Source organism: Pseudomonas sp. TWI923, assembly GCF_039673365.1.
GTDB classification, from domain to species: Bacteria; Pseudomonadota; Gammaproteobacteria; order Pseudomonadales; family Pseudomonadaceae; genus Aquipseudomonas; species Aquipseudomonas sichuanensis.
The window spans coordinates 1-25,179 of sequence record NZ_JBDJLM010000059.1; the positions used below are offsets into that span (position 1 = coordinate 1).

At 66.6% G+C, this 25,179-nt stretch carries 19 protein-coding genes; 13 read left to right on the plus strand and 6 right to left on the minus strand.

Features of this window, described 5'->3' with window-relative positions; translation table 11 throughout:
* Positions 1-188: 188 nt before the first annotated feature.
* Positions 189-5,087 (plus strand): alpha-2-macroglobulin, encoded by a 4,899-nt coding sequence (locus tag ABE459_RS19405; protein WP_323830396.1) that lies wholly within the window; start codon positions 189-191, stop codon positions 5,085-5,087.
* Positions 5,088-5,220: 133 nt separating this feature from the next.
* Here ABE459_RS19405 and ABE459_RS19410 read toward each other — a convergent pair whose 3' ends face one another.
* Positions 5,221-5,514 (minus strand): hypothetical protein, encoded by a 294-nt coding sequence (locus ABE459_RS19410; RefSeq protein WP_110735938.1) that lies wholly within the window; start codon positions 5,512-5,514, stop codon positions 5,221-5,223.
* A 68-nt stretch (positions 5,515-5,582) separates the two neighbouring features.
* Between ABE459_RS19410 and pbpC the strand changes: the two genes are divergently transcribed.
* Both pbpC and ABE459_RS19420 read left to right on the plus strand, forming a co-directional pair.
* Positions 5,583-7,931 (plus strand): peptidoglycan glycosyltransferase PbpC, encoded by a 2,349-nt coding sequence (gene pbpC, locus ABE459_RS19415; protein ID WP_323830395.1) that lies wholly within the window; start codon positions 5,583-5,585, stop codon positions 7,929-7,931.
* 108 nt (positions 7,932-8,039) lie between these two features.
* Positions 8,040-9,707 (plus strand): POTRA domain-containing protein, encoded by a 1,668-nt coding sequence (locus ABE459_RS19420; protein ID WP_323830394.1) that lies wholly within the window; start codon positions 8,040-8,042, stop codon positions 9,705-9,707.
* Positions 9,708-10,125: 418 nt separating this feature from the next.
* Here ABE459_RS19420 and ABE459_RS19425 read toward each other — a convergent pair whose 3' ends face one another.
* Positions 10,126-10,533: a response regulator gene (locus ABE459_RS19425; protein WP_323830393.1), complete on the minus strand. Its 408-nt coding sequence runs from the start codon at positions 10,531-10,533 to the stop codon at positions 10,126-10,128.
* 48 nt (positions 10,534-10,581) lie between these two features.
* Positions 10,582-10,764 (minus strand): Flp family type IVb pilin, encoded by a 183-nt coding sequence (locus ABE459_RS19430; RefSeq protein WP_110992923.1) that lies wholly within the window; start codon positions 10,762-10,764, stop codon positions 10,582-10,584.
* Positions 10,765-11,051: 287 nt separating this feature from the next.
* On the opposite strand from ABE459_RS19430, the gene cpaB reads away from it, so the two are divergent.
* Genes cpaB through ABE459_RS19470 form a run of 8 tightly spaced genes read left to right on the plus strand, consistent with a single transcriptional unit; the run spans position 11,052 to position 18,533 of the window.
* On the plus strand, positions 11,052-12,002 hold the full coding sequence (gene cpaB, locus ABE459_RS19435; RefSeq protein ID WP_323830392.1) for a Flp pilus assembly protein CpaB: 951 nt from the start codon (positions 11,052-11,054) through the stop codon (positions 12,000-12,002).
* A 19-nt stretch (positions 12,003-12,021) separates the two neighbouring features.
* On the plus strand, positions 12,022-13,332 hold the full coding sequence (locus tag ABE459_RS19440; protein ID WP_323830391.1) for a type II and III secretion system protein family protein: 1,311 nt from the start codon (positions 12,022-12,024) through the stop codon (positions 13,330-13,332).
* Complete coding sequence (locus tag ABE459_RS19445) at positions 13,329-14,519, plus strand: pilus assembly protein (RefSeq protein ID WP_258705169.1); 1,191 nt, start codon at positions 13,329-13,331, stop codon at positions 14,517-14,519. Before ABE459_RS19440 ends, ABE459_RS19445 begins: the two co-directional genes overlap by 4 nt.
* Positions 14,516-15,772 (plus strand): CpaF family protein, encoded by a 1,257-nt coding sequence (locus ABE459_RS19450; RefSeq protein WP_125465677.1) that lies wholly within the window; start codon positions 14,516-14,518, stop codon positions 15,770-15,772. The genes ABE459_RS19445 and ABE459_RS19450 overlap by 4 nt, the downstream gene beginning before the upstream one ends.
* A complete protein-coding gene (locus ABE459_RS19455; RefSeq protein ID WP_125465676.1) occupies positions 15,769-16,650 on the plus strand; it encodes a type II secretion system F family protein in 882 nt (293 codons plus the stop codon). Before ABE459_RS19450 ends, ABE459_RS19455 begins: the two co-directional genes overlap by 4 nt.
* 8 nt (positions 16,651-16,658) lie before the next feature.
* A complete protein-coding gene (locus ABE459_RS19460; protein WP_125861429.1) occupies positions 16,659-17,540 on the plus strand; it encodes a type II secretion system F family protein in 882 nt (293 codons plus the stop codon).
* Positions 17,541-17,551: 11 nt separating this feature from the next.
* Entirely contained in the window at positions 17,552-18,253 is a 702-nt protein-coding gene (locus ABE459_RS19465) for a tetratricopeptide repeat protein (protein ID WP_258705167.1), read from the plus strand.
* Between the two features lie 13 nt (positions 18,254-18,266).
* The gene (locus ABE459_RS19470) at positions 18,267-18,533 is read left to right on the plus strand and encodes a DUF3613 domain-containing protein (RefSeq protein ID WP_125860532.1); all 267 of its coding nucleotides are present in this window, start codon (positions 18,267-18,269) and stop codon (positions 18,531-18,533) included.
* Positions 18,534-18,539: 6 nt separating this feature from the next.
* On the opposite strand, the gene ABE459_RS19475 is transcribed toward ABE459_RS19470, so the two are convergent.
* Positions 18,540-19,316, minus strand: coding sequence for a response regulator transcription factor (locus ABE459_RS19475; protein WP_323830390.1), 777 nt, complete (start codon positions 19,314-19,316; stop codon positions 18,540-18,542).
* 116 nt (positions 19,317-19,432) lie between these two features.
* Positions 19,433-19,903 carry an A24 family peptidase gene (locus ABE459_RS19480; protein ID WP_125465672.1) on the minus strand — a complete coding sequence of 157 codons (471 nt, stop codon included), beginning with the start codon at positions 19,901-19,903 and terminating at the stop codon, positions 19,433-19,435.
* A 75-nt stretch (positions 19,904-19,978) separates the two neighbouring features.
* Here ABE459_RS19480 and ABE459_RS19485 point away from each other — a divergent pair, with 75 nt between their 5' ends.
* Both ABE459_RS19485 and ABE459_RS19490 read left to right on the plus strand, forming a co-directional pair.
* Positions 19,979-20,422, plus strand: coding sequence for a TadE/TadG family type IV pilus assembly protein (locus ABE459_RS19485; protein WP_110992913.1), 444 nt, complete (start codon positions 19,979-19,981; stop codon positions 20,420-20,422).
* Between the two features lie 26 nt (positions 20,423-20,448).
* Positions 20,449-23,055, plus strand: coding sequence for an ATP-binding protein (locus tag ABE459_RS19490; protein WP_346648123.1), 2,607 nt, complete (start codon positions 20,449-20,451; stop codon positions 23,053-23,055).
* Here ABE459_RS19490 and ABE459_RS19495 read toward each other — a convergent pair.
* Positions 23,040-24,956, minus strand: a complete 1,917-nt coding sequence (locus ABE459_RS19495; RefSeq protein WP_323830388.1) for a pilus assembly protein TadG-related protein — start codon at positions 24,954-24,956, stop codon at positions 23,040-23,042. The two genes, ABE459_RS19490 and ABE459_RS19495, sit on opposite strands and share 16 nt — an antisense overlap.
* Positions 24,957-25,179: the final 223 nt, after the last annotated feature.

A 25,179-nucleotide genomic window follows, 5' to 3' on the forward strand; every position in this document is an offset into this window, starting at 1 on the left:
GCTCCCACGAGGACATCAACATGGCGTGGGAGCGGGCTTGCCCCGCGATTGCCCAACGGATTGTACCGGCCCGGCAACCAATCGGCGCGAACAGGGTCTCACTTGCCGCGCGCGGTCGGGTAACCCTGACCGCGTTGCGCTATAGTTGCCCCCCTCACGTACACGCTGCCAAAGAGTTCCCCCTCAAAATGCTCAACAAAGGATTGTTGCTGGCCTGCGCGCTGGCCCTGCTCAGCGCCTGTGATTCCTCCACACCGGAGAAACCACCGGCGCCCGCCGAGAAACCCGCCGCTGCCATCGAGCAACCAGCGGCCAAGCGCGAAGACCCGGCCGTGCTCGCCAAGCGCTACGCCGGCCGCGAGCTCAACGTGCTGGATGTCTCGGAAGTGCAGCTCGACGGTGCCAGCACCCTGTCGGTCAGCCTGTCCGCGCCGCTGGACGCCAACCAGGACTTCGCCGCCAAGCTGCACCTGGTCGACACCGTCAAGGGCAAGGTCGACGGCGCCTGGGAACTCTCCGACAACCAGATGGAGTTGCGCCTGCGCCACCTGGAGCCGCAGCGCAAGATGGTGCTGACCATCGACAAGGGCCTGTTGGCGGTCAACGGCAATACGCTCGAGAGCGAATCGGTCAGCCGCTTCGAAACCCGCGACATGCAGCCCACCGTGGGCTTCGCCAGCCGTGGCTCGCTGTTGCCGACCCGTCTGGCCGAAGGCCTGCCGGTGATTGCCCTGAACGTGCCCAAGGTCGATGTCGAGTTCTTCCGGGTCAAACCCGAGATGCTCTCGACCTTCCTGGCCAACTGGGGCCGCAACAGCAGCCTGTACTACTACCAGTCCAAGGAAACCCTGGACATGGCCGAGCTGGTCTACGGCGGCCGCTTCGACCTCAACCCTGCGCGCAACACCCGCGAGACCGTGCTGCTGCCGATCGCCGGGATCAAGCCGTTGCAGGAGCCGGGGGTGTACCTGGCCGTGATGCGTGCCTCGGGCACCTACGACTATTCGCAGCCGGCGACCCTGTTCACCCTGAGTGACATTGGCGTTTCTGCCCACCGCTACCGCGACCGCCTGGACGTCTTCACCCAGGCCCTGGAAGGCGGCAAGGCACTCAAGGACGTGACCCTCGAACTGCACGACGACAAGGGCAAGCTGCTGGCGCAGGCCAAGACCGACGGCGACGGCCACGCGCAACTGCCGATCACCGCCAAGGCCGACACCCTGATCGCCACCCAGGGCGTGCACACCACCCTGCTGCGCCTGAACACCGCGGCCCTGGACCTGGCCGAATTCGACATCACCGGCCCCCAGGCCAACCCGCTGCAGTTCTTCATCTTCGGCCCGCGCGACCTGTATCGCCCAGGCGAAACGGTGTTGCTCAACGGCCTGTTGCGCGACCAGGACGGCAAGCCGGTCAAGGCTCAGCCGGTCAGCGTCGAAGTGCGTCGCCCGGATGAGCAGGTGAGCCGCAAGTTCGTCTGGGAGGCCGACCAGAACGGCCTGTTCCAGTACCAGCTGCAACTGGCCACGGAAGCACCGACCGGCCGCTGGCAACTGCTGCTGGACCTGGGCGGTGGCCGCAAACAGGTTTACGAATTCCTCGTCGAAGACTTCCTCCCCGAGCGCCTGGCGCTGGAGCTCAAGGGCAGCAGCAAAGCGCTGTCGCCCGAGCAGACCGCCACCATCCAGGTCAATGGCCGTTACCTCTACGGCGCCCCGGCGGCCGGCAACCGCCTCAGCGGCCAGGCCTACGTGCGCCCGCTGCGCGAAGCGGTGAAGGCGCTGCCGGGCTACCAGTTCGGCGCGGTCACCGAGACCGAGCTGAACCAGGACCTGGAGCTGGACGAAGTCACCCTCGACCAGGCCGGCAAGGCCCGTATCGATATCGAAAGCCGCTGGAGCGAAGCGCGTTCACCGCTGCAACTGACCGTGCAGGCCAGCCTGCAGGAGTCCGGTGGCCGGCCGATCACCCGCCGCCTGGAACAGCCGATCTGGCCCGCCGAGCGCCTGCCGGGCCTGCGTGGCTTGTTCGACGGTGAAGAGACCGACGGCGACGGCCCGGTGGAGTTCGAGTTCCTGGTCGCCGACCAGAACGGCAACAAGCTCGCCGCCAATGACCTCAAGGTGCGCCTGATCCGTGAGCGCCGCGACTACTACTGGAACTACTCCCAGAGCGACGGCTGGAGCTACAACTACAACGAAAAATTCCTCACCCAGAGCGAAGAGACCGTCAGCGTCAAGGCCGGCTCCACCGCCAAGCTGAACTTCCAGGTGGAGTGGGGCCCGTACCGCGTCGAGGTGGAAGACCCGCAGACCGGCCTGGTGTCGAGCGCGCGCTTCTGGGCGGGCTACCGCGCCCAGGACAACGCCGAAGGCGGCGCGGTGCGCCCCGACCAGGTGAAGATCGCCCTGGACGAGCCGGCCTTCAAGGAAGGTACCACCGCCAAGGTCACCGTCACCCCGCCGGCCGCAGGCTCCGGCTACCTGATGGTCGAGTCCGCCGATGGCCCGCTGTGGTGGCAGGAAATCGACGTGCCGGCCGAAGGCAAGACCTTCGAGGTCGAGCTGGACAAGAAGTGGGCACGCCATGACCTGTACATCAGCGCCCTGGTGATTCGCCCGGGCGAGCGCAAGGCCAATGCCACGCCCAAGCGCGCCGTAGGCGTGTTGCACCTGCCGCTGGACCGTGCCGAGCGCAAGCTCGCGGTAAGCCTGCAGGCACCGGAGAAGATGCGCCCGAAACAGCCGCTGACCGTGAAGTTCAAGGCCGTCAACGCCGACGGCAGCGTGCCCAAGCAGGTGCATGTGCTGTTGTCCGCGGTGGACGTGGGCATCCTCAACATCACCGACTTCAAGACCCCCGACCCGTTCGCCAGCCTGTTCGGCCGCAAGGCCTACGGCGCCGACCAGCTGGACATCTACGGCCAGTTGATTGAGGCCGGCCAGGGCCGCCTGGCCAGCCTGGCTTTCGGTGGCGACGCGGCCATGGCCAAGGGGGGCAAGCGCCCCAACACCACGGTCACCATCGTTGCCCAGCAGAGCCTGCCGGTGACCCTGGATGAGAAAGGCGAAGGCCAGGCCACGGTCGACATCCCCGACTTCAACGGCGAGCTGCGCCTGATGGCCCAGGCCTGGACCGAAGAGCACTTCGGCATGGCCGAAGGCAAGACGGTGGTGGCCGCGCCGCTGATTGCCGAGCTGTCGGCGCCGCGCTTCCTTGCCGGTGGCGACCGCACCAGCCTGGCGCTGGACCTGGCCAACCTGTCCGGCCGTGCCCAGCAACTTACCGTGCAGGTGATCGGCGAAGGCCAGTTGAACCTGCTGGGCGGGGCCCAGCAGAACGTCGCGCTCGGCGAAGGCCAGCGCACTACCTTGATGATCCCGGTGCAGGCCCAGGGCGGCCTCGGCCAGGGCAAGGTGCGGGTGCAGGTCAATGGCCTGCAACTGCCGGGCGAGCCGGCCAACACCTTCGAACGCGAGTGGGCACTGGGCATTCGCCCGGCCTACCCGGCGATGCTCAAGCACTACCGCGTGGCCCTCAAGGACCAGCCGTGGAGCCTGCCGAGCAGCGACCTGGCCGAGTTCGAGCCTGCGGGCCTGGAGGCCACGCTGGCCTTGTCGAGCCGCCCGCCGCTGAACCTGGCCGAGCAGATCCGCGCCCTGGAAGCCTACCCTTATGGCTGCCTGGAGCAGACCACCAGTGGCCTGTACCCCTCGCTGTACGCCGATGCCGACAGCCTCAAGCGCCTGGGCATCAAGGGCGAGCCGAGTGAGGTGCGCAAACGCAAGATCGAGATGGGCATCGAGCACCTGCTGGGCATGCAGCGCTACAACGGCAGCTTCGGCCTGTGGAGTTCGGACAGCGAGGAAGAGTACTGGCTGACCGCCTATGTCACCGACTTCCTGCTGCGCGCCCGCGAGCAAGGCTACGCGGTGCCGGCCGAAGTCCTGAAGAAGGCCAGCGAGCGCCTGCTGCGTTATGTGCAGGAGCGCAACCTGATCGAGGTCAACTACAGCCAGAACGCCGAACACACCCGTTTTGCCGTGCAGGCCTATGCCGCGCTGGTGCTGGCGCGCAGCCAACAGGCGCCGCTGGGTGCCTTGCGCAGCCTGTTCGACCGCCGCAGCGATGCCCGCTCGGGCCTGCCGCTGGTGCAACTGGCGGTGGCGCTGGACAAGATGGGTGACAAGCCGCGTTCGCAACAGGCATTGCAGGCGGGGCTGGCGGTCAGCCGCAGCCAGGGCTGGATGGCCGACTATGGCAGCGCGCTGCGTGACCAGGCGCTGATCCTTGCGCTGTTGCAGGAGAACAACCTGGCAGGTAACCAGGTCGACCAGCGCTTGTTCGCGCTGTCTGACGAGCTGGCGGCCAACCGCTGGCTGTCGACCCAGGAGCGCAATGCCCTGTTCCTCGCCGGCCGTGGCTTGCTGGGCAAGCCGGAGGGCAGCTGGAAGGCACGCCTGGACAGCGCCGGCGAGGTTCGTGAGTTCAGCAACAGTGATTCGGGCATGAAGCTCGAAGGCCCGCTGTTGGCCTCGCCACTGACGGTGCAGAACGAAGGCAGCGACACCCTGTACCAGCAGCTGACGCTGTCGGGCTACCCGCGCCAGGCCCCGGCCGCCAGCGGCAATGGCCTGGAAATCCGCCGCGAGTACCTGGGCATGAATGGCCAACCGCTGGATGTACGCAGCCTGCGCAGCGGCGACCTGGTGCTGGTGCACCTGGCGCTCAAGGCCCGGGACCACGTGCCGGATGCCCTGGTGGTCGACCTGCTGCCGGCGGGGCTGGAGCTTGAAAACCAGAACCTGGCGCAGAGCGCCGCCAGCCTGGACAACGCCAGCAGCGCGGTGAAGCAGTGGCGCGAGTCGATGCAGAACGCCAGCGTAGTGCACCAGGAGTACCGCGACGACCGCTACGTGGCGGCGCTCAAGCTCGACAGCTACGGCACCACCCACCTGCTGTACCTGGCGCGTGCGGTGACCCCGGGCAGCTACCGCATCCCGCCGCCGCAGGTGGAGTCGATGTACCGGCCGAACGTGCAGGCGGTTGGCGAAAGCCAGGGCGAGATGGTGGTGCGCGCCCGCTGAGGCAGCACAGGAAGTGACTCGTGGGAGCGGGCTTGCCCCGCGATAGCGTGATATCAGGCGACGATGCCGATCCTGCTTACGCTATCGCGGGGCAAGCCCGCTCCCACCTAGGCCCGCTCCCACAGGCGTATCGCTAGTGCACCACCCAACTCAACACCCACAACCCCAGCAACGCCCAGATGATCCCGAGAATGATCGATGCCCGCATGAACGCGCGCACCGCCGAGTACAACAGCATCAGCCCGACGATCAAGGCGAGGATGCTGACCAGCGAAGTGTCCATGCCCAGGGTGCGTGCCAGGCCATCGATGAAGTTGCCGCCGGCATTGGCCAGCAGGTTGAACAACCCGCTCAGGCCATCGACGATGAAACGGATCACCGACCCCAGTACCTGGCCCAGCCACTCGAAAAAACCTTCTACATGCATAGTTGCTTCCTGATGAACGAATCGGTGGTTCCAAGCCTTTGGCCATCACCCGGCCCGGTCGGTTCCCGATGCCAAGCTTAGCCCGGCCAAGCCTGATGAGAGCCCTGCGGCGCGGCGCCGTTGGCCTGTTACTGGCCATCGCCCTGTTGTGGTTGGCCGACCGCATCTGGCCGCTGCCGATGCCGGGCGACGACCTGGCGCGGGTGGTGCTGGCCGAAGATGGTACACCGCTGTGGCGTTTCGCCGATGCCGATGGCGTGTGGCGTTATCCGGTCAGCCCGGACGAGGTTTCGCCGCTTTATCTGGAGGCCTTGCTCGGCTACGAGGACCGTTGGTTCTATCAGCATCCGGGGGTCAACCCCATGGCCTTGGCCCGTGCCGCCTGGCTCAACCTGCGCGGCGGGCGCGTGGTGTCCGGCGGCAGCACCCTGTCGATGCAGGTGGCGCGCCTGCTCGACCCGCATGACCGTACCCTGCCGGGCAAGCTGCGCCAGCTGTGGCGCACGGCGCAGCTTGAGTGGCACCTGCCCAAGCGCGAAATCCTGCAGATCTACCTCAACCGCGCACCGTTCGGCGGCACCTTGCAGGGTGTGGCGGCCGCCAGTTGGGCTTACCTGGGCAAATCACCGAAACACCTGACGCCGGCCGAGGCCGCTTTGCTCGCGGTGCTGCCGCAGGCACCGAGCCGCTTGCGCCCCGACCGCCATCCGCAGCGCGCCCAGCGTGCCCGCGACAAGGTGCTGCAGCGCCTGGCCGAGTACCAGGTGTGGCCGGCACAGCGCATTGCCGAGGCGCGTGAGGAACCCTTGCTGCTGGCCCCGCGCCAGGAACCGGCACTGGCACCGCTGCTGGCCCGGCGCCTGAACACGCCGAACAGCCCGCCGTTGATCCGCACCACCCTCGACGCCAGCCTGCAGCGGCGCCTGGAAGACCTGCTGTTGGGCTGGCGTGCACGCCTGCCCGAGCGCACCTCGGCGGCGTTGCTGGTGGTGGAGACGCAAAGCATGGCGGTACGTGCCTATCTGGGCTCGATCGACATCGGCGACGAGCGTCGCTTCGGGCATGTCGACATGATCCATGCCCTGCGTTCACCCGGCTCGACCCTTAAACCCTTCCTCTATGCCATGGCCATGGACGATGGCCTGATCCACTCCGAGTCGCTGCTGCAGGATGTGCCGCGGCGCTATGGCGATTACCGCCCGGGCAACTTCTCCATGGGCTTCAGTGGCCCGGTGTCGGCCAGCTCGGCACTGGCGCTGTCGCTCAATCTGCCGGCGGTGCAGTTGCTCGAAGCCTACGGGCCGAAACGCTTCGCCGCGCAGATGCGCATGGGCGGCGTGCCCTTGGTATTGCCACCCTTGGCCGAGCCGAACCTGTCGTTGATCCTCGGTGGTGCCGGCAGCCGGCTGGAAGACCTGGTCGGCGGCTATGCCGCCTTCGCCCGTGAGGGGCGCAGCGCGAAGATCCGCCTGCAACCGCAGGACCCGCTGCTGGAGCAGCGCCTGCTGTCACCGGGTTCGGCATGGATCACCCGGCGTATTCTCAGCGGCCTGGCACGCCCCGACCGCGACCCCCAGGCCGAGCTGGTGCAGCGCCCGCAACTGGCCTGGAAGACCGGCACCAGCTATGGCTTTCGTGATGCCTGGTCAGTGGGCGTGGGCCCGCGTTACCTGATCGGTGTCTGGATCGGTCGCCCGGACGGCACCCCAGTACCGGGCCAGTTCGGCCTGGCCTCGGCGGCGCCGCTGATGCTGCAGGTGCACGACCTGCTGAGCAACCGTGATGCCCAGCGCGGCATCCGCCTGCCGGTGGAGGCCGTGCCGGACTCGGTGGGCGTTGCCGCGATCTGCTGGCCGCTGGGCCAGCCGATGAACCGCCAGGACCCCAACTGCCGCCGCCAGCGCTTCGCCTGGACCCTCGACAACACCACGCCACCCACCTTGCAGGCCGCCGATCAGCCGCTGGGCCTGGGCCTGCGCGACACGGTATGGGTCAACGACCAGGGGCTACGCGTCGACGCCGGTTGCCCGGGCGCCAGGGCCCGTGACATAGCCCTGTGGCCGGCGCCGCTGGAGCCGTGGCTGCCGCGAGTCGAACAGCGTGCGGCGCGGCTGCCGGCCGTGGACCCGAGCTGCCCGCCGCAGGTGGCGGCCAGCGCACCCCCGCTGTCGATCGTCGGTGTGCGCCCGGGCGACAACCTGCGCCGCCCGGCCACCAACAGCGAGCCGCTGCAGGTGCGGGTGTCGGCGCTGGGCGGTGGCGGGCAGCGCTGGTGGTTCATGAATGGCCAGCCGTTGGGCGAAACCCGTGGGCAGGACAGCCTGCTGGTGCGCTTCGAACAGGCCGGGCGCATTGAGCTCAGTGCGCTGGACGAGAGCGGCGAAACCGCACGGGTGGAGTTCCAGGTCAGCGAGTGATTCAGCGGGGCGTGGCCTGGTGGCTGATTGCAATCCCGGCACCTACGCTTGCTGTGGCGGGGGTGAGCAACGGGCACTCGCGCACCTTCGGGATCAGGGAGCGTCCGCATGCGTCCACTGCTGGTGATGTTACTGGTGTGCTGGGGCGGCCTGGTCCACGCTGCCCCGCTGCCGGGTTTCCTGGACAGCAGCCAGATCGAAGCACAGCTGCCCACGCCGAACCTGCCAGTGGATGCCTACCGCCCCGCTGCGCCTGTGCTGCAATTGCCCGCGCCGCGTGCGGTGCAGCAGCCAGCGCTGTCGATGAGCACGCCGGTGCAGGTGCACAAGGTGCGGTTCGAAGGGGGCACCGTCTACCCCTTGAGCGACTTGCGCGAACACTACCAGCCGTTGATCGGTCGACAGGTCAGCCTGGGCGAACTGGTCGAGCTGACTGACCGACTGACCCAGCGCTATCAGCAGGACGGCTACCTGCTTTCGTACGCCTTCCTGCCGCCCCAGGACTTCAGCGAGGGGCGAGTGCGGGTGGTGCTGGTGGAAGGCTACATTGGCGATTGCCAGGTCGAGGGCGACATCGGGCCAGCGCGCGGCTACCTGGCCCAGCTGATGGACAAACTCATGACCGAGCGGCCACTGACCCGGGCGAGTCTGGAACGCTATACCGGCCTGATCGGGCGCATCCCCGGTGTCACTGCCCAGGCGCAGGTACTTGCGCCGGGCACTGCCGACGGGCGCGCCCGGATGGTTGTCCGGGCCTTGCGCAAACCGTTCACCGGCACTCTCCAGCTCAACGACGGCAGCCGCGATGACCTGCAGGCACTGCTGGGTGCCAGCAGCAACGCCCAGACCCGTTTCGCCGAGCAACTGAGCGCCAGCGTGCTGACGCCGCCGGGTGAGGACAAGGCGCACTACTATCGCCTGGACTACGCCCAGTTCGTCGACGCTGAGGGCTCGCAGTTGCTGCTGTCGGCCTCGCGTTATCGCAGTGATCCGCGCACGCGGATTCGCCTGGACAATGGCGATGACTTGCTCCAGCAGCGCGACAGTGAGCGCTATTCGATTGGCCTGAGCCAACCGCTGATCGTCTCTGCCAGCGAGTGGCTGGAGGCGGTGGGGCGTATCTACATGGTCAAGGACCGTACCGACTACCAGTGGCTTGGCGCGCCCCGGCAGATGGACAGCGAGACCAATGTTCGCGCGCTGTCGTTCGAGGTCGATTGGCGCAAGGCAGAGGCTCGGCGCCTGCGCATTGTAAGTGGCGGGGTGTACCAGGGCCTGGACCATTTCGGTGCGCGCAGCAACGCCGGCCACGACCTGGATTTTCTGCGCTTGCGCCTGTCTGGCCTGCAGCGCGACAACTTCACCGATCATTGGCAGGGCGTGGCCTCGGCGGCGGGTTACTGGAGCAATGACAGCCTGCCCGACAGTGAGCGGGTGGTGTTCGGCGGGCAGAACTTCGGGCGTGGCTACCCCCGTGACCAGGCCTCCGGTGACAAGGGCTGGGGGCTGGCCTACGAGCTCAATTACAGTTTCAGGGGTGAGGGTGATTGGCTTCGAGTGCTGCAGCCGTATGCCGTGCTGGATGTTGCGCGGGCCTGGTTCAACAGGCTGGAGGTGCAGTCGGCGCATATGTCTTCTGCTGCGATTGGCCTGCGCTTGGGGGATGGGCGGGGTTACAACATCGCCGTTGAGGTGGCCAAGCCGATGTCGGATATCGCGCTGGACAGCTTGAGCCGGGAGCCACGGGTGACGGTGAGCTTCAGTTATCAACTGTGAGGTGGGTGAAGAGACCGGGCTTAGGGGCGTCCCGTTCAAGATGGTCGGGGGGCTGACAAGTGTTCGCCGCAAGGTTTGTGTCGCGTATGAGATCGAGCGCCGCCCGCGCGGCGCATCGCTGGCAAGCCAGCTCCCACATTTGTTTCGGGCCAATTATGGCTGTGAGGGTACCGCTGCCCGCCTTGGTGCATGTCTCAAGTCAGGCGCAGGGCCTTCAGCGCCCACTTCAAAATCGAGTCGGGCCAACAAGGCGTACAGCGATGTAGTCACAGGAGTGACTGGCCCGAAACCGATGTGGGAGCTGGCTTGCCAGCGATGCGCCGCGCGGGCGGCGCTCGATCTCATAGGCGATACAAACTTCGAGGCGAACACTTGTCAGCCTTGCCCCCTTTCGCGGCGGATGCTTCGCTGTATCGCCCTAATTCACCGCATGCAGCAACGGCTTGGGGAACAGGTTCTCCAGCGTCTCCAGCAACCTCGCGTGGTAGATCGGCTTGCGGAACAGGTCCAGCACCTGCAGGCGCAGCAGATCGCTGCAGTCGTCCATGTCAGCGTGCCCGGACATGACGATCACGGGCAGGTGCTGGCGGGCAGTATGGTCGCGCAGGCGCTTGATCAGGCCGATGCCGCTCTCTTCAGGCATGCGCAGGTCGGTGATCACCAGGGCGACATCCGGGTGGCGGGTGAGCAGTTGCAGGGCTGTCTTCACCGAGACGGCCTTATGGCAGCAGAAACCCTGGCTTTCCAGCAGTTCGGCCAGCTCCAGCAGGGCCTCCTCCTCGTCATCGACCAGCAGGATCTGTTGACGCAAGGAAGAGGTCGGCATGGTCGGCTCCCGAAGGTCTGGATCAATCGGCATGCACGCAGCGCAAGGTTACTGGGTGATCGCGGTCTGGATGGTGGTCATGATGGCTTTCACCTCGCCCGAGATGGGGGTGACGAACCCGGCCAGCACGACCGCGACCATGGCCGCGATCACCGCGTATTCGATACCGGAGGCGCCGTCCTTGCGCTGAAGGAAGTTCTTGCAGTGGAGGATGATCAGGTGGAGCAGCATGGCAGATCTCCTTGCGCACGGTCGGCGCCGGTCACGGGGCTTGAAATGTGACACCCCTTTGCCATCACAGGATTGCCAAGCCGTGGCAGCCTGCAAATGTAACAAAGCATTAGTTCTAAAGTATTAACTTTAATCAGTGAGGCTAAGTTCCTGTTTTCTTTATGCGTCAATTTCATGGCTTAAAAAACGTAGCCGGACAAATGGCGATTCGACAGGGCTGCGCTAACTTGCAATAGCGAAATAGTTACTTTTTGCCAGCATTGGTCCCCGGCGCAGGGAGTGCGGAAATGAGCAGTCGCTTGACCATGGTCCTCGCTGGCCTGTTTCTGTTGGCTGCCCTGCTGGCCGGCTATTGGGGCCTGCGCCTCAGCCGCCCGGCGCAAACCGCGCCAACGCCTGCCGCTGCCGCCCCCACCGAGGCGTCGGCCCCCGCCGTTGCCCCGGCTCCCGTACAACCCCCGGAACCGCCACGCACCCCCATCCTGGTGCTGCGCAGGGCGGTGCCGGCCAATACCCCGTTGACCGCTGACGACCTGCTGGTCGAGCGCTTGCAGGTAGTGCCCGCCGGGGCTTTCCAGCAGCCTGAACAGGTGCTGGGGCGCAGCAGTTCGCGGCCGCTGGAGGCCGGCAGTTGGCTCGACGAGTCGAGCTTCCAGGCGGGCGGCCCGCTGGCGCGGATGATCCGCAGCCATGAGCGCGCGGTGGCGGTGGCGGTGGATGATGTGGTGGGCGCAGCCGGGCAACTGCGGCCCGGCGACTATGTCGATGTGCTGCTGTTCCTGCGCGAAGAGACCAACAACCCGCAATCCTCCGCCCAGGTGGTGCTGCCGGCCCTGCGTGTGCTCAGCGTCGACCAGCAGACGGGCCTGGCCAATGACGGTCGCCCAGCGCAGACCGCCGAAGAGCAGAAAGCCCGCCGTGACCAGCAGATGATGGGGGGCACCGTTACCCGCACCGTGGGCTTGGCCGTACCCCAGGCCCTGGCCAGCCGCCTGATGCTGGCCGCTCAGGCCGGCACCTTGCGCCTGGCAGTGCGCAGCGCCGACGAACAGTTGCTGGCGCGTTACTGGTCCGGCCAGGACGCAGGCGCTCAAGTGGACGCCGCCAACCGAGAACTCTACCGCTTCAGCCAGCTGTCCCAGGTGCCGCTGGCCGGCCCGGCCGCGGTTGCGGCGGTGCCCACCATGCAGATCATTCGTGGCGCTGCCCAGGCCGCCGACACGAACAACACCCCCTGACCCGGCAAGGATGCATTTCATGCGTAGTTCTTTGCGTAGTACCTGGCGTCGCACGCCGCGTCGCTCCGCGCAGCGGCCCTGGCTGTTGTGTCTCGCCCTGTCGTTGTCGGTGCCGGTGGCGCAAGCGGCGGGCAAGGGGTGCGCGGCATTCGACCAGTTGCCTTCGGTGATCGAGATGGACCAGGGCCTGCAGCAGGAGCTGCGCCTGCCGGTGGCCATCATCCGCGCCGCGGTGGGTGACCCCAAGGTGGCCGATGTGCAGCCCAGCGGCGAACGCGCCGTGCTGCTGACCTCGGTGGGGCAGGGCAATACCAGCGTGATGCTGTGGACAGACTGCGCCCCGCGACCGCACCGGGCCATGCTGTTCGTCAAGGGCCGGGCCAGCGCGGACATGGCCGAGGTGGCGCAACCCTCCGCTGGGCAGGACGCCCTGCCGATCCAGGTGCAGGCCGATATCCGATTCGTCGAGGTGCGTCGGCAAAAATACAAGGAAGCCGGCGCCAGGCTGTTCTTCAAAGGCTCCAACAACAGCCTGTTCGGCTCGCCCAACACGGTGCCCAACACCTTTGTGCGCCCCGACTACGTGCCGGGCATCCAGACCGGAACCAACCCGGTGACCTACGCCGATGTGCGGCCGGGCATCCCGCTCGACAACAACGTCTTCAACATTGTCTGGGGCGGCGGCAGCAGCCGTTTCCTGGCAATGATCAACGCCCTTGAGAACAGCGGTTTCGCCTACACCCTGGCGCGCCCCAGCCTGACTGTGCTGAGCGGCCTGACCGCAAGCTTCCTGGCCGGCGGCGAGGTGCCCATCCCGGTGCCCAGCAGTGGCAGCGACAACGTCTCGATCGAGTACAAGGAATTTGGCGTGCGCCTGGCCTTGACCCCCACGGTGGTCAGCCGCAACCGCATCACCCTCAAGGTGGCCCCCGAGGTCAGCGAGCTGGACTACAGCAACGCGGTGACCATCGCCGGCACCCAGGTGCCGGCCCTGAGCGTGCGGCGCACCGACACCAGCATTTCCCTGGCCGATGGCGAGAGTTTCATCATCAGCGGGCTGGTCAGCAGTAACGTGCGCTCTTCCGTGGACAAGCTGCCGGGGTTGGGCAACCTGCCGATCATCGGCGCGTTCTTCCGCCAATCGGCGCTCAACCGTGAAGAGACCGAACTGCTGATGATCGTGACCCCGCACCTGGTCCAGCCGCTGGCCGCCGACGCGCGCCTGCCGGAGCTGCCCGGCGAGGCGCTGCGCACCTACGACCCCAGTTGGGGTCGCCTGTTCTTCATGGAAAACGGCAGTTTCGAAGGCCAAGGCGGGTTGTCCCGATGAACGAAAGCCACAACCAGACGTACCTGGCCCTGACCCGCAACCAGGACGACCTGCAATGGCTGCAGGGCGCCCTGGCGCCGTTGGGGCAGGTGATCGGCGCCAATGGCCCGAGCCTCGACGAGTTGCTGGCGCTGGTCGACATGACCTTCAGCAACCTGGTGTTCATCGGCCTTGACCGCGAGCAACTGATCGCCCAGTGCGCGCTGATCGAAGGGGTACTGGAGGCCAAGCCGATGCTGGCCATCGTCGCGCTCGGCGATGGCATGGACAACCAGTTGGTACTGCATGCCATGCGCGCTGGCGCCCGCGACTTCGTCGCCTATGGTTCGCGTGCCAGCGAGGTGGCCGGGCTGGTACGGCGCCTGGGCAAACGCCTGCCGACCGTGGCCAGCAACCCCAGCCTGGGTGGGCTCAGCGTGCTTTACGGTGCCCAGCGCGGGGCCGACGGTGCGCTGCTGACCACCCACCTGGCGCGGGTGGTGCAGGACAGCGGCCAGCAGACCCTGCTGCTCGACCTGGGCCTGCCCCGTGGCGACAGCCTGGCGCTGCTGGGGCTGGAGGCGTCGTTCCACTTCGGCGATGCCTTGCGTCATTTGCGTCGGCTCGACGCCACGCTGATCGACAGCGCCTTCACCCGCGACAAAGGCGGCCTGCGCATTCTCGCCTACGCCGCCAACGACGAGGCGCTGGAGCAGACCAGCGCCGCCGAGCTGTACATGCTGCTCAGTGCCTTGCGCCAGCATTTCCAGCACATCGTGCTGAACCTCACCGGGCAGGCCGACAGCGAAGCGTTGCGTACCCTGGTCAGCCATTGCGACAAGCTGATCCTGTACACCGACCAGAACATCCTCGATTGCCGGCGCAACCTGGAGCTGCTCGAACAGTGGCGTGATCGCGGCATCAAGCTCGACCATGCCAGCCTGCTGGTCGACCGCTTCATGCGCCATGTGGCGCCGGATGCCGAGGCCCTGGCCAAACGCTATGGCTTGACGCTGCTCAAGGTCATGCCCTACAGCCCGGAGCTGCGCCTGAATGCCAAGAACCAGGGCCTGAGCCTGTTCGAACTGGCCCCTCGCGAAGCGCTGAGCCAGGCACTGCGCGAACTCGGCGAGCGCCTGGCGCGGCGCTCGGAAAACCTTGCGCCCCCCACCCACACCTGGCTGCGCCGCCTGTGGAGCAACCGATGAGCAGCGAAGAACCCTTTGGCGGGCCGCGGCAGGCGGCAAACGACCCGCAGGTGCTCAAGCGGGCCCTGCACCGGCATGTCATCGATGCCATAGAGGACACTGGCCGCAACCTGCTCGAAGGCGCGCGCCCGGCCCTTGCACAGTTCGTCCTGGAGCAGGTGGGCGACTATGTGGCGCGCCTGCGCCTGGCCCTGTCGCGCTACGAGATGGAGCGCCTGGCCGAAGAGATCGTCGACGAGCTGACCGGCTACGGTCCGCTGGAAGTGTTGCTGCGCGACCCGAGTGTCACCGAGATCCTGGTCAATGGCCCGTACCGGGTATTCGTCGAACGGGGCGGGCTGCTGCAGCACACCGACTTGCGTTTTATCGACGCACACCATGTGCAACGGGTGATGCAGCGCATCCTGGCGCCCTTGGGGCGGCGCCTGGACGAGTCGTCGCCGATGGTCGATGCGCGCATGCCCGATGGCAGCCGGGTCAATGCGATCATCCCGCCGGTGGCGCTGGACGGGCCATGCCTGTCGATCCGCAAGTTCCGCCAGGACATGCTCAAGAGTGCCGACCTGCTGGCCACCCGGGCCATCGACCAGGCGATCTACGATTTCCTCGAACGTGCCGTGGGCCGGCGCTGCAACATCCTCGTCAGTGGCGGCACCGGCACCGGCAAGACCACCTTGCTCAATATCCTCAGCCAGATGATCGCGCCCCAGGAGCGGCTGGTGACCATCGAGGATGTCGCCGAGCTGCAACTGCACCACCCGCACGTGGTGCGCCTGGAAACCCGTCCGCCCAACGCCGAAGGCCATGGCGAGATCAAGGCCAGCGAGTTGATCCGCAACGCCCTGCGCATGCGCCCCGACCGCATCATCCTCGGCGAGATCCGTGGCGCCGAAGTGGTCGATGTGATGACGGCGATGAACACCGGCCACGATGGCTCGATGAGCACCGTGCACGCCAACAGTGCGCAGGATGCCCTGCTGCGCCTGGAAACCCTGGTCGGCCTGACGGGCCGCCAGGTGGCCGAGAAGACCCTGCGCCAGATGATCTGCGCGGCGCTGGATGTGGTGATCCAGCTGACCCGCCTGGCCGATGGCCGCCGTTGTGTGAGCGAAGTGCTGGAGGTGGTCGGCGTGCGTGACGATGTGTACGTCACCAATACCTTGTTCCGCCTCGACCGGCGCGGCGGCGATGTGTTCCTCAGCGAGGCCCCGCACCCGGCAGGGGCCAAGCTGCGCCACGAGGGCCTGCTGTGATCGGCCCGCTGCTGCTGGCATTGGCGCCGCTGTGCCTGGGCATGGCGTTGCTGCTGTGGCGTGTGGCCCTGCACAAGCGTGGTGAGGAGCGCATCCTGCAGCGCTTGGGCCGAGCTTACCGCGCGGTGCGCGGCGCCAGTGCCAGGCGTGACTGGCTCGACCCGCTGCTGCAGCGGGCCGGCCTGGCGCCGGGCGAGCGTAGCCTGCACTACGGGTTGCTGGCCTGGCTGGGCCTGGTGCTGGTCGCCGCCCTGGCCGCAGGCTGGGTGGCGGCATTGCTGATGCTGTTCGGCCTGCCTTTGCTTGGCCATGGCTATCTCAGTTGGCGCTGCCGCCGACGGGTGCGGCAGATCGTCGAGCAACTGCCTGGGCTGCTGGACTACAGCGTGCGCAGCCTCAAAGCCGGGCGCACCTTGAACGACGCGGTGCTCGGCGGGATCGACGGCACGCGCGAGCCACTGCACTCGGCGATGCTGCGGGTGCGGCGCAACGTGCGCATGGGCGTGCCGCTGGAGGATGCGGTCAGTGAACTGGCCGAGCTGTACCGCCAGGACGAGCTGCGCCTGTTTGCCCTGGGCCTGCGCATCAATCAGCGCCATGGCGGCAATGCCAGCGAATTGATGGAGAACCTGATCAAGCTGATCCGCGAGCACGAGCAGGGCGACCGCCAGTTGCGCGCGATGACCGGCGAAACGCGCATCACTGCGTGGATTTTGGGGGCGTTGCCGTTGGGCATGGTCGGTTATTTCCTGCTCGCCAACCCCGGTTATCTGCTGGGCATGTGGCGCGACAGCCATGGGCAGACGATGTTGCTGCTGGCCTTCGCTCTCCAGGCCATCGGTTGCCTGGTGCTGTGGCGCATGATGAGGCGCCTGTGAACGCGGCCATGCTGTTCAGCGCCCTGTGCCTGCTGGCAGGCTTTGCCCTGCTGGCGCTGCAGGCCGCGCGGCAGATGCGCGCCCGTCAGCGGGTGGCGCGGCGGCTGCAGGGGCGGCTGGCCCCTGACGAACGGCTGGGCGACTGGCTGCAGTGGCTGGGCAGCAGCCGGCTGGGGCGACGCCTGCAGCGTCTCGACGGCGAGACCCAGGTGCTGTTGGAGCGCCTGGGCTGGCGGCGCAGCCGGCAGCGGGCGTTGTTCGCCGCGCTGCAGCTCGGGCTGCCGTTGCTGGCCACAGTCCTGGTGCTGGTGATGGTGCATGGCTTGCCGGGTGAGCGCCGGGGCAACTGGATGGTGCTGGTGCTGTGCGCGCTGGGTGCCGGCTACCTGGTGCCCAAGCGCCTGCTCGCCGCGGCGGCGGCGCGGCGCCAACGCAAGATCGCCCAGGAAGTCAGCCTGATGATCCCCTTGCTGCGCATTCTGTTCGAGACCGGCCTTGCAGTGGAGCAGGCCTTACGCGTGCTGGCCCTGGAGGGGCGCAGCCTGGTGCCGAACATCTGCGACGAATTGCAACTGGTGTTGCAGCGGGTCGACTCGGGCCTGGCGCTGGGGCCGGAGTTGGAAAAGACCGCACGGCTGCTGGCGGTGGACGAGTTCATCGACACCTGCGTGATCCTCCAGCAGTTGCTGGTGCAAGGCAGCGGTTCGATGAAGTCGTTGCTGGCGCTCAAGGAACTGCTGGATGACCGGCGCCTGACTGGCTTGCAGGAGCGGGTGTCGAAGATGTCGGCAAAGATGTCGGCGGTGATGATGGTGTTCCTGTTCCCGGCCTTGCTTATCGTCCTGGCCGGGCCGGGCTTTTCCGCCTTGGCGCGGGCATTGGGATCCTGAGGGGGAGAGGGATGAAAGCGATCGTGCTGATGACGGGCCTGTTGCTGCTGACCGGCTGTGCCGGGCAGCAGCCCGAAGGCCTGGCCCGCCTGCTTGGTGGCGGCAGCTGCGGCAAGCCCGCAGCCGACCAGCAACTGAGCCTGGACATGGCCGACCAGATGATTGGCGAAGGCCGCCCGCATGCGGGGTTGGCGCACCTGGAGCAACTGCCGGAAAGCCTTGACCAGGTTCGCCTGCGCAAGGCCAAGGTGCTGCGCCTGCTGGGGCGCAGCGAGGCCGAACCGCTGTACCGCAGCCTGCTGGGGGGCTGCCTGGCGGCAGAGGGCGAGCATGGCCTGGGGCAGATAGCCGCGGCGCGGGGCGACGATACCCAGGCCCTGCGTAACCTGCAGCGCGCGGTGCGCCTGGCGCCGACCGATGAAAAAGTGCGCAACGACCTGGGCCTGGTGCAGATGAAGCTGGGCAACGACGAGCAGGCGCGCTTCGAGTTCCTCACCGCCCTTGAGCTGAAGGACGACAATCCATTGCCGGCGGTCAACCTGGTGGCCCTGTCACTGCTGCAGGACAACTGGAACCAGGCCGAGGATCTGGTCAAGCGCCTGCGGCTCAAGCCTGAGCAGTTCGCCGAAGCCCAGGCCCGGGCCCAGCAGCTCAGGGCCGGCGGGCGCGGCCCGCTCGCCGCCCGCAGCACGCCGACGGCGGCCATCAATTGAACGGGAGGTGAGCATGTTCAAGCCCTGGATAGCCCTGGCCTGCCTGGCCACGCCACTGCTGGCACAGGCCGAGCAGCCGCTGCGCCAAGCGCGGGCAGAAACCGCCACCGAGGCGCTGTTGCAGGTGCAGGCGAGCAATCGGCAGGCCTCGCCGGTGCGCCAGCAGCAGACCGACAAGGAGCGCGACCAGTCCATGCAGCGCTGGCTGGACAGCTACAAGTACGAGATTCCGGACTTCTACCGCTGGACCAAGATCAGCTCGTCGAACAATGGCGGTTGATGGCCGTCAATGGGTGGTGAAGCGCTGGTGCAGCGGCGACGAGCCGGGCGCCAGCGCCAGTGCCAGCTGCGTGCGGTTGTGCATGTGGGTCAGGCGCAGTACCTGTGACACATAGAGCTTGACGGTGTTCTCGGTGATGCCCAGCTCGCAGGCGATCTGATAGTTGGTCTTGCCCTTGCTCACCAGCTTTGCCACTTCCATCTGGCGCGGGGACAGCTTCTCGAATGCCGACGGCAGTTCCGGCTCGGCTTCCTCGACGTCCGTGGCGCGGCGGTGCACGCCCTGGCCGCGGGCTTTTTCCAGGTCCTGGTAGAGCTCGTCGATGGACTCGGCCAGGCCTTGCAAGCGCTGGTTGAGGTTGCCCAGCTCGCGAAAGTTGCGCTGGCGCTCCTGCAAGGCGAGCTCCTGGCGCCGCACGCCTTCGAGCAGCTCGGTGAGGTCCATGGGTTTCTGGTAGTAGTCGGCGAAACCTTCGCGCAGGGCGCGGATCACATCCTGCTTGTCGGCGCGGCCGGTCAGCATGATCGCCTCGAACAGCCGCTGGTTGCCGGAGATCTGTTTCAGCGCACGGACCAGCTCGATGCCATCGCGCTCGGGCATGTGCAGGTCGCAGATCACCAGGCCGATGGCTTCGTCGGCGATGTACTGCTCGATGGCCTGGTCCGTGGAATGAGCCGGGAAGCAGCGATAGCCTTCACTTTCCAGCCAGTCGCACAACTCTTCGACAATCAACGGCTGGTCGTCGACGACCAGCACTTTCACTTCACTGACGGACTTGTTCACGATCAACTCCCTGTCGTATCGGTCTTGCTGCCGGGCCGCGGGCACCGGCAACAAAAAAGTAGTCGCACTTTGCAATCAAGTACATGGACTGTACACCCTATCCGAACGTTCAGTCTTCATTGGATCCAAACTGCCGTCAGGAGAAAACCGGCCAGTACATAAGGCGCAAAGGGCTGCTTGTCGCCGACTTCTTCAGCGAGTTTCTGCAGGCGTTTTTTCAGCTTGGGGTTGAGCAAGGTCCACAGCCGGCGCCTGCCCAGCAGCCAGGCCAGCACGGTGATGCCGGCACCAATGAAGGTACCCAGCACATACTGCGGGCTGGTGGCCAGGGCCAGGGCGCCCATCAGCTTGACGTCGCCGGCACCGAAACGGCCGAGCATGTAGCCGGGCAATGTCAGCAGCATGACGATGGCCAGGGCCCAGCCGGCCTCGCTGGCATCGGCGCCGATCCAGGTGTGGCCGGTGGCGAACAGCCAGGCCAGGGCACAGGTCGCGACACCCAGGGTGAGGGCGTTGGAAATCTGCCGTTCACGGACATCTTGTTCGGTGCACAAGGCAAGCCACATCAGGAGAACAATGCTTTGCATTGGCAAATTGCCATCCCTATTCGTTGAACGGTTCTATGCTGTCAGACAGGTCTCACAGTCAGGGTAGACGCGATCATGCAAGCAAGCCCGGCGGGACGGCAAAAAGGCGCGGCAGCCATCGAGTTTGTCGCTGTTTTCATGATTTTTTTCGCGGTGTTCTACGGGCTGGTCAGTTATGCCCTGCCGATGCTGATGCTGCAGTCGTTCAACCAGGCCAGCAGCGAGGCGGTGCGTCGCTGCGTGGCCGTCGACCCGGCGAGCGCCACCTATGCCCTGGACGTGCAAGGGGTGGCGCACCAGGTAATAAGCCGGCAGTTGGCCTGGATGCCCGACGCCCTCGGCTTCAACGTGGCGGGCGACACCCGGGTTGTGGTGGGGGCGGACAAGTTGCTGACGGTCACCATCGACTACCCCCGTGATCGGCTGGAGCGGGTATTGCCAGTGCTGGTGCTGCCGCTGATCGGCGAGGTGCCCAAGCTGCCTGCGCGCCTGCAGGCCCAGGCGAGCCTGCAACTGTGACGGGCGGCCTGTTCGACCGTTGGCGTATGCCGCCGTCCCCTGCACCCGAGCTGCCCAACGTGCCGGCGGTGGGCCTGCAACTGTGGCTCGACGACCAGGCTCGGGTGCTGCGCCTGGCGGGCCCGCTGCGGACCTTGCTGGCCTTGCCCGGGCGTTCCGCCGCACGGGTGCACGACTACCTGCAACGCCACAGCTGGCTGGTGCTCGAAGGCGAACCCGGCGATTGGCAGGGGCAGCCGCTGGATCTGGACTTCCACACCGTCATGGGCCAGGCGCTGCATACCCGTGGCTGGTTGCAGCGCCACGGCGAGGCTTGGCTGCTGCAGCTGTTCGATATTGGCGACCTGCTGCGCGAGCAGCGCTGGGACCGCCAGCGGCCACTGCTGGTGGAGATTGGCCATGCGCTGCGTGAATGCGGCGCCGAACGCTTGCTGCAGACCACCCGCGAGCAGTTGCAGGCGCTGGCCGAACACTGGCAGGCCTCCTCGCTGCGGCTGATGCTGCGTGAACCGGGCGGCTGGCGCCACTACGCCAGCAACGAGGACCAGTGGCCCTGGCCGGACGATGGCCGGCTGCAGCCCTGGCTGCGGCAACTGCCTGCGCAGACCTTGATCGAGGTCACCGATGACCCCGAGCTGCTGGCGCGCTGCGGGGGGCTTTCGCTGTTCCTGGTGCCCTACCGCCAAGGGCGGGATGCCGAGGCCTGGCTGCTGTGCGCCGGGGCCACGCAGACGCCCCCGGCCGACATGGCGCTGGCGTTGGCGCGGACCTTGGTCGAGCCGCTGCTGGCGCGCCATCGACACCAGCAGTTGCAGCACCAGGCCAGCCACCTCGACGACCTCCAGCAGCAACTGGGGGCGGGTTGGTGGGAGTGGCCGCTGGACGGCCAGTTGCAACTCGACCCGGCGCTGGCCACGACGCTGGCGTTGCCGTGCCAGGTCGGTGAAGGGCAATGGTTGGCGCGCCTGCACCCGGCCGACCGTGAGCCCGCGCAATTGGCGTTGCAGCAGGCGCGTGAGGGGCTGGCGCTGAACCTCAGCCTGCGCCTGGGCGAGGCCGAAGGCATGGGGGCGCAGCGCTGGTTCCAATGGGTCGGCCAGTTGCAGGGGCAGCAGTTGCGCGGTTTTCTGCTCGACATCAGCGCGCTCAAGACCCAGGAACATCAGGCCGGCACTGCCCGTGCCCGGCTGGAAAACCTGATCGCCAGTTCGCCGGCGGTGATCTACGTGCAGCGCTACGCCGACGGCGCGCTGCAGAGCGAGTTCTTCAGCGCCAGCCTGGCGCCGTTGCTGGGCTGGCCGGCCGACGGCGAACTGGCGCGCCAGCCGGGGCTGGCCGTGCACCCGGATGACCGGCCGCTGTGGCTGGCGCGCACCCGCGACCTGTTGCGCGACGGCCAGGTGCGCTGCCGTTATCGCCTGCGTGACCAGCTTGGCGGCTACCACTGGATGCACGATGAGGCACGCCTGCTGCGTGACGACCTCGGCCAGCCGCGGGAGGTGGTCGGGCTGTGGCTGGATGTCAGCGAAGCGACCGAGGCCGCTGAGCGCACGCGCCAGAGTGAGGAGCGCTACCGCGTGCTGGTGGAGGACTCGCCAGCGATGATCTGCCGCTACCGCCCGGACCTGAGCCTGGTGTTCGGCAACCGGCCCCTGGCCGACTACCTGCACTGCACGCCGGAGCAACTGGTGGGCGCGAACCTGGGCCAGTGGCTGTCCGCCAGCCAGCGTGAAGACTTCCTGCAGCGCTTGCAGGCGCTGACCCCGGAGCAGCCGATGAGCAGCGCGGAAATTTGCCTGCAACTGCCTGGCCGTGAACAGGCCTGGTGGGTGTGGGCCGATCGCGGGCTGTTCGATGCCCAGGGCCGCTTGCTGGAGATCCAGGCTGTCGGCCGTGACAACACGGCGGTGCGGCGCAGCCAGCAGCAATTGTTGCAGGGGGCGAAAATGGCCACGCTGGGCGAGCTGGCCACCGGGCTGGTGCACGAGATCAACCAGCCGCTCAACGTGATGCGCATGGCGCTGGTCAACGCGCTGCAACGCCTGGAGAGCGGCACTGCCGAGCCTGCGTATATGGAACAGAAACTGCGCCGGATCGAGGCCCAGATCGAGCGCGCCGCGCGGTTGGTCGAGCACATGCGCGTGTATGGCCGGCGTTCGGCGCCCGAGCGTGAGTGCTTCAGCGCCTGGGGCGCGGTAGAAGGGGCTCGCGCCTTGCTGGAGGAGGGGCTGCGCGGCAAGGGCGTGAGCCTGTGCATAGAGGCGCCGGCCGAACAACCGCAGGTGTTCGGCCATCAGGACCAGCTGGAGCAGGTGTTGATCAACCTGATGGTCAACGCCCGTGACGCCTTGCTCGAGCAGCGCCGCGCGCAGCCGTGGATTCGTGTGCGCCAGACCTTGCTGGGCTCGCGCCTGTGCCTGCTGGTGGAAGACAACGGCGGTGGCATCGACCCGCATCTGCTCGAACGTATCTTCGAACCCTTCTTCACCACCAAGCCGGCCGGGGTCGGCACCGGCCTTGGGCTGTCGGTCAGCCACGGGATCGTCAGCCACATGGGCGGCAGCCTGTCGGTGGCCAACAGCGACGAGGGCGCGTGTTTCCGGGTTGAGTTGCCGCTTCACAGCAGCAGTTGAGCATGCCCGCTGCTGCAACTGAGGTTGGCGCCGACCTGGGCGTTGGCCAGGTCGATGCCCAGGGTCTTGAGCAGCACGTTGAGCAAGGGGTCGATCAGTGGGCTGAGCAGGTTCCTGATCAGCGGCTCCAGGATCCCTTTCACGGTAGTGAGCGTGCCGGCCACCAGGGTCATCAGGTCGCCGAACACATTGTTCACGTCAGGCTTGTAGGCTTCTATCTGAACGCCCGCAAATGTGCTGGTCAGGCTGCCGACCACATCCTGGTTGCTCATGCGCAAGTAGGCCGGCAGCTGGTTGATATCCGGTGGTGCAGAAGCGCCTTCGAACAGTAATGGGGTGACCGTTGCCTGTAGGATCGGCGCGTTGGCCTTGAGCCCAAGGCCACCCCCGGCGAAAGCCGCGCGGGTACAGGCGGCGCCCAATGGGCCGCAGGTCTTGATGCCGATATCGACCAGGGGCAATGGGGTTAGAGCTGAACTCCCATTCAGGAACAATGTGTTCGCATCCTTGTACCTGCCGATGGTCACGACGGCGGCTGCGCTGCGGGTGGTGGCGGTGAGGCGTTTGTCGGCTTGGCAGCGGTAGTCGCTCACCCGGCTTTCTGCCTTGGCCACTTCGATGCCGATGTGCAGTGATGCTTTGTCCGGCACGACTTTCACGTCGACGTACTTGCACTGGCTGAGCCCCAACGCACAGGTCAGCGACTGGACCACACCCACCAGATTCAAGTGCAGCAGGTCGTTGAGCACCGAGGTCAGCGGGGCGGCCAGGCTGGTCACAGCATTGACCAGGCCAAGCACGCCATCGAGCAGTGGCAGGTCGAGCGATACCAGTGCCTGCACCTGCGCTGTATGCACTTCGATCACGTCGGTGGCGGGGTTGCCCACCGCAGAGACCTGCTCGGGCTGGATTACCTTCATCTGGACCCGGCCATTAACCAGCCCCAGTACGCTGATGGGCAGGTCGACGTTGGCGGCATTCTTGCTCACGGCCAACTGGATCACCCCTTGGACTAGTTGCAACAGCTGGATACTGCTGTCCAGGCCGGCCTGCGCCGTGCCGTTCTGGATGTTCAGGATGTCGCCCAGATGCAGCTTGCCGCTGGGGGTTCCGACTGCAACGTTGCCAAGGTTGGTGGCGACACCGAGTGTCGAACTGCTCTGCTGCAGGACATGGACGGCGGCGTTCAGCAACTGCGTGAGCGTGGCATCCGTGTTGAGCAGCTTGTCGTAATCACCGGCCTTGATATTCAGGTCTACTGCCAGTTGCTCGACATATTTGAGCAGGTTGATCTGGGTATCGGCGATGCCCTGCCAGCCGGCCAGGTTGAGCTGGGCGTTACCGCCCAGGCTGGTCAACAGGGCATTGAGCAATGTTGAGTGGCGCGAGTCGAGGGTTGCCAGGGTACTGCGAATTCGCAGCATCGCCTGGGGCGGCGCGGACTTGGCTGCCACGGCACTGGCATGCAGCGTGGTGGTGCGCGAGAAGTTGCCATCGATCAGGCTGAACAGGCCGCCGGCGGCACTGGTAGTCACCTGCTCGCGGACTTCGACCTTGATCGCTTCAGGGCGGCTGTTGTCGGCGGTGAATACCCGCAGGTTGTCAGCGCCGGTACGCAGGTAGCCGCAGCTGGCGATCAAGGGGTTGTTGACGGAGTGGCCGTTGCGGGTGGCGGCGTTGCGGGCCAGGACCGAGGCCTGGACGCCGGCGCCGCTGCAGACGCCGCCATGCTCGGCGGCCTCCAGCGCGGCCATGTCGGCGATGCGCTGCAGCTTGCGTTGTTCCAGGTACAGGCGCCCGCTGTCGACGGTGAGCAGCATGAACAGCAGAGCCAGGCCAAGGGTCAGTGCGGCCATCAGGCCGATCGCGCCGCGTTGGCGTATTGCTGGATGGGCAACCACAGGCACTCCTTTGCCGGCCAGTGGCCTGGCAGCACGGCGGCGGTGCAGGGAGTGTAGTCAAGGTGGTGGCATGTTGCCTTGATCGGCAGGCGGAGCGTGCGGTCCTTGTAGGAGCGGCCTTGTGTCGCGAAAGGAGTGCGCAGCGCTCCCACGTTCTCAGGTAAGCCTCAAGATTGCCGGGGCCGCTTTGCGGCCCTTTCGCGACACAAGGCCGCTCCTACAG

Bases quoted from the DNA above. Each gene is read 5' to 3' on its own strand.
- ABE459_RS19405 (WP_323830396.1), top strand. From the start codon at position 189: ATGCTCAACAAAGGATTGTTGCTGGCCTGCGCGCTGGCCCTGCTCAGC.
- ABE459_RS19410 (WP_110735938.1), bottom strand. From the start codon at position 5,514: ATGCATGTAGAAGGTTTTTTCGAGTGGCTGGGCCAGGTACTGGGGTCG.
- pbpC (WP_323830395.1), top strand. From the start codon at position 5,583: ATGCCAAGCTTAGCCCGGCCAAGCCTGATGAGAGCCCTGCGGCGCGGC.
- ABE459_RS19420 (WP_323830394.1), top strand. From the start codon at position 8,040: ATGCGTCCACTGCTGGTGATGTTACTGGTGTGCTGGGGCGGCCTGGTC.
- ABE459_RS19425 (WP_323830393.1), bottom strand. From the start codon at position 10,533: ATGCCGACCTCTTCCTTGCGTCAACAGATCCTGCTGGTCGATGACGAG.
- ABE459_RS19430 (WP_110992923.1), bottom strand. From the start codon at position 10,764: ATGCTGCTCCACCTGATCATCCTCCACTGCAAGAACTTCCTTCAGCGC.
- cpaB (WP_323830392.1), top strand. From the start codon at position 11,052: ATGAGCAGTCGCTTGACCATGGTCCTCGCTGGCCTGTTTCTGTTGGCT.
- ABE459_RS19440 (WP_323830391.1), top strand. From the start codon at position 12,022: ATGCGTAGTTCTTTGCGTAGTACCTGGCGTCGCACGCCGCGTCGCTCC.
- ABE459_RS19445 (WP_258705169.1), top strand. From the start codon at position 13,329: ATGAACGAAAGCCACAACCAGACGTACCTGGCCCTGACCCGCAACCAG.
- ABE459_RS19450 (WP_125465677.1), top strand. From the start codon at position 14,516: ATGAGCAGCGAAGAACCCTTTGGCGGGCCGCGGCAGGCGGCAAACGAC.
- ABE459_RS19460 (WP_125861429.1), top strand. From the start codon at position 16,659: ATGCTGTTCAGCGCCCTGTGCCTGCTGGCAGGCTTTGCCCTGCTGGCG.
- ABE459_RS19465 (WP_258705167.1), top strand. From the start codon at position 17,552: ATGAAAGCGATCGTGCTGATGACGGGCCTGTTGCTGCTGACCGGCTGT.
- ABE459_RS19470 (WP_125860532.1), top strand. From the start codon at position 18,267: ATGTTCAAGCCCTGGATAGCCCTGGCCTGCCTGGCCACGCCACTGCTG.
- ABE459_RS19480 (WP_125465672.1), bottom strand. From the start codon at position 19,903: ATGCAAAGCATTGTTCTCCTGATGTGGCTTGCCTTGTGCACCGAACAA.
- ABE459_RS19485 (WP_110992913.1), top strand. From the start codon at position 19,979: ATGCAAGCAAGCCCGGCGGGACGGCAAAAAGGCGCGGCAGCCATCGAG.
- ABE459_RS19490 (WP_346648123.1), top strand. From the start codon at position 20,449: ATGCCGCCGTCCCCTGCACCCGAGCTGCCCAACGTGCCGGCGGTGGGC.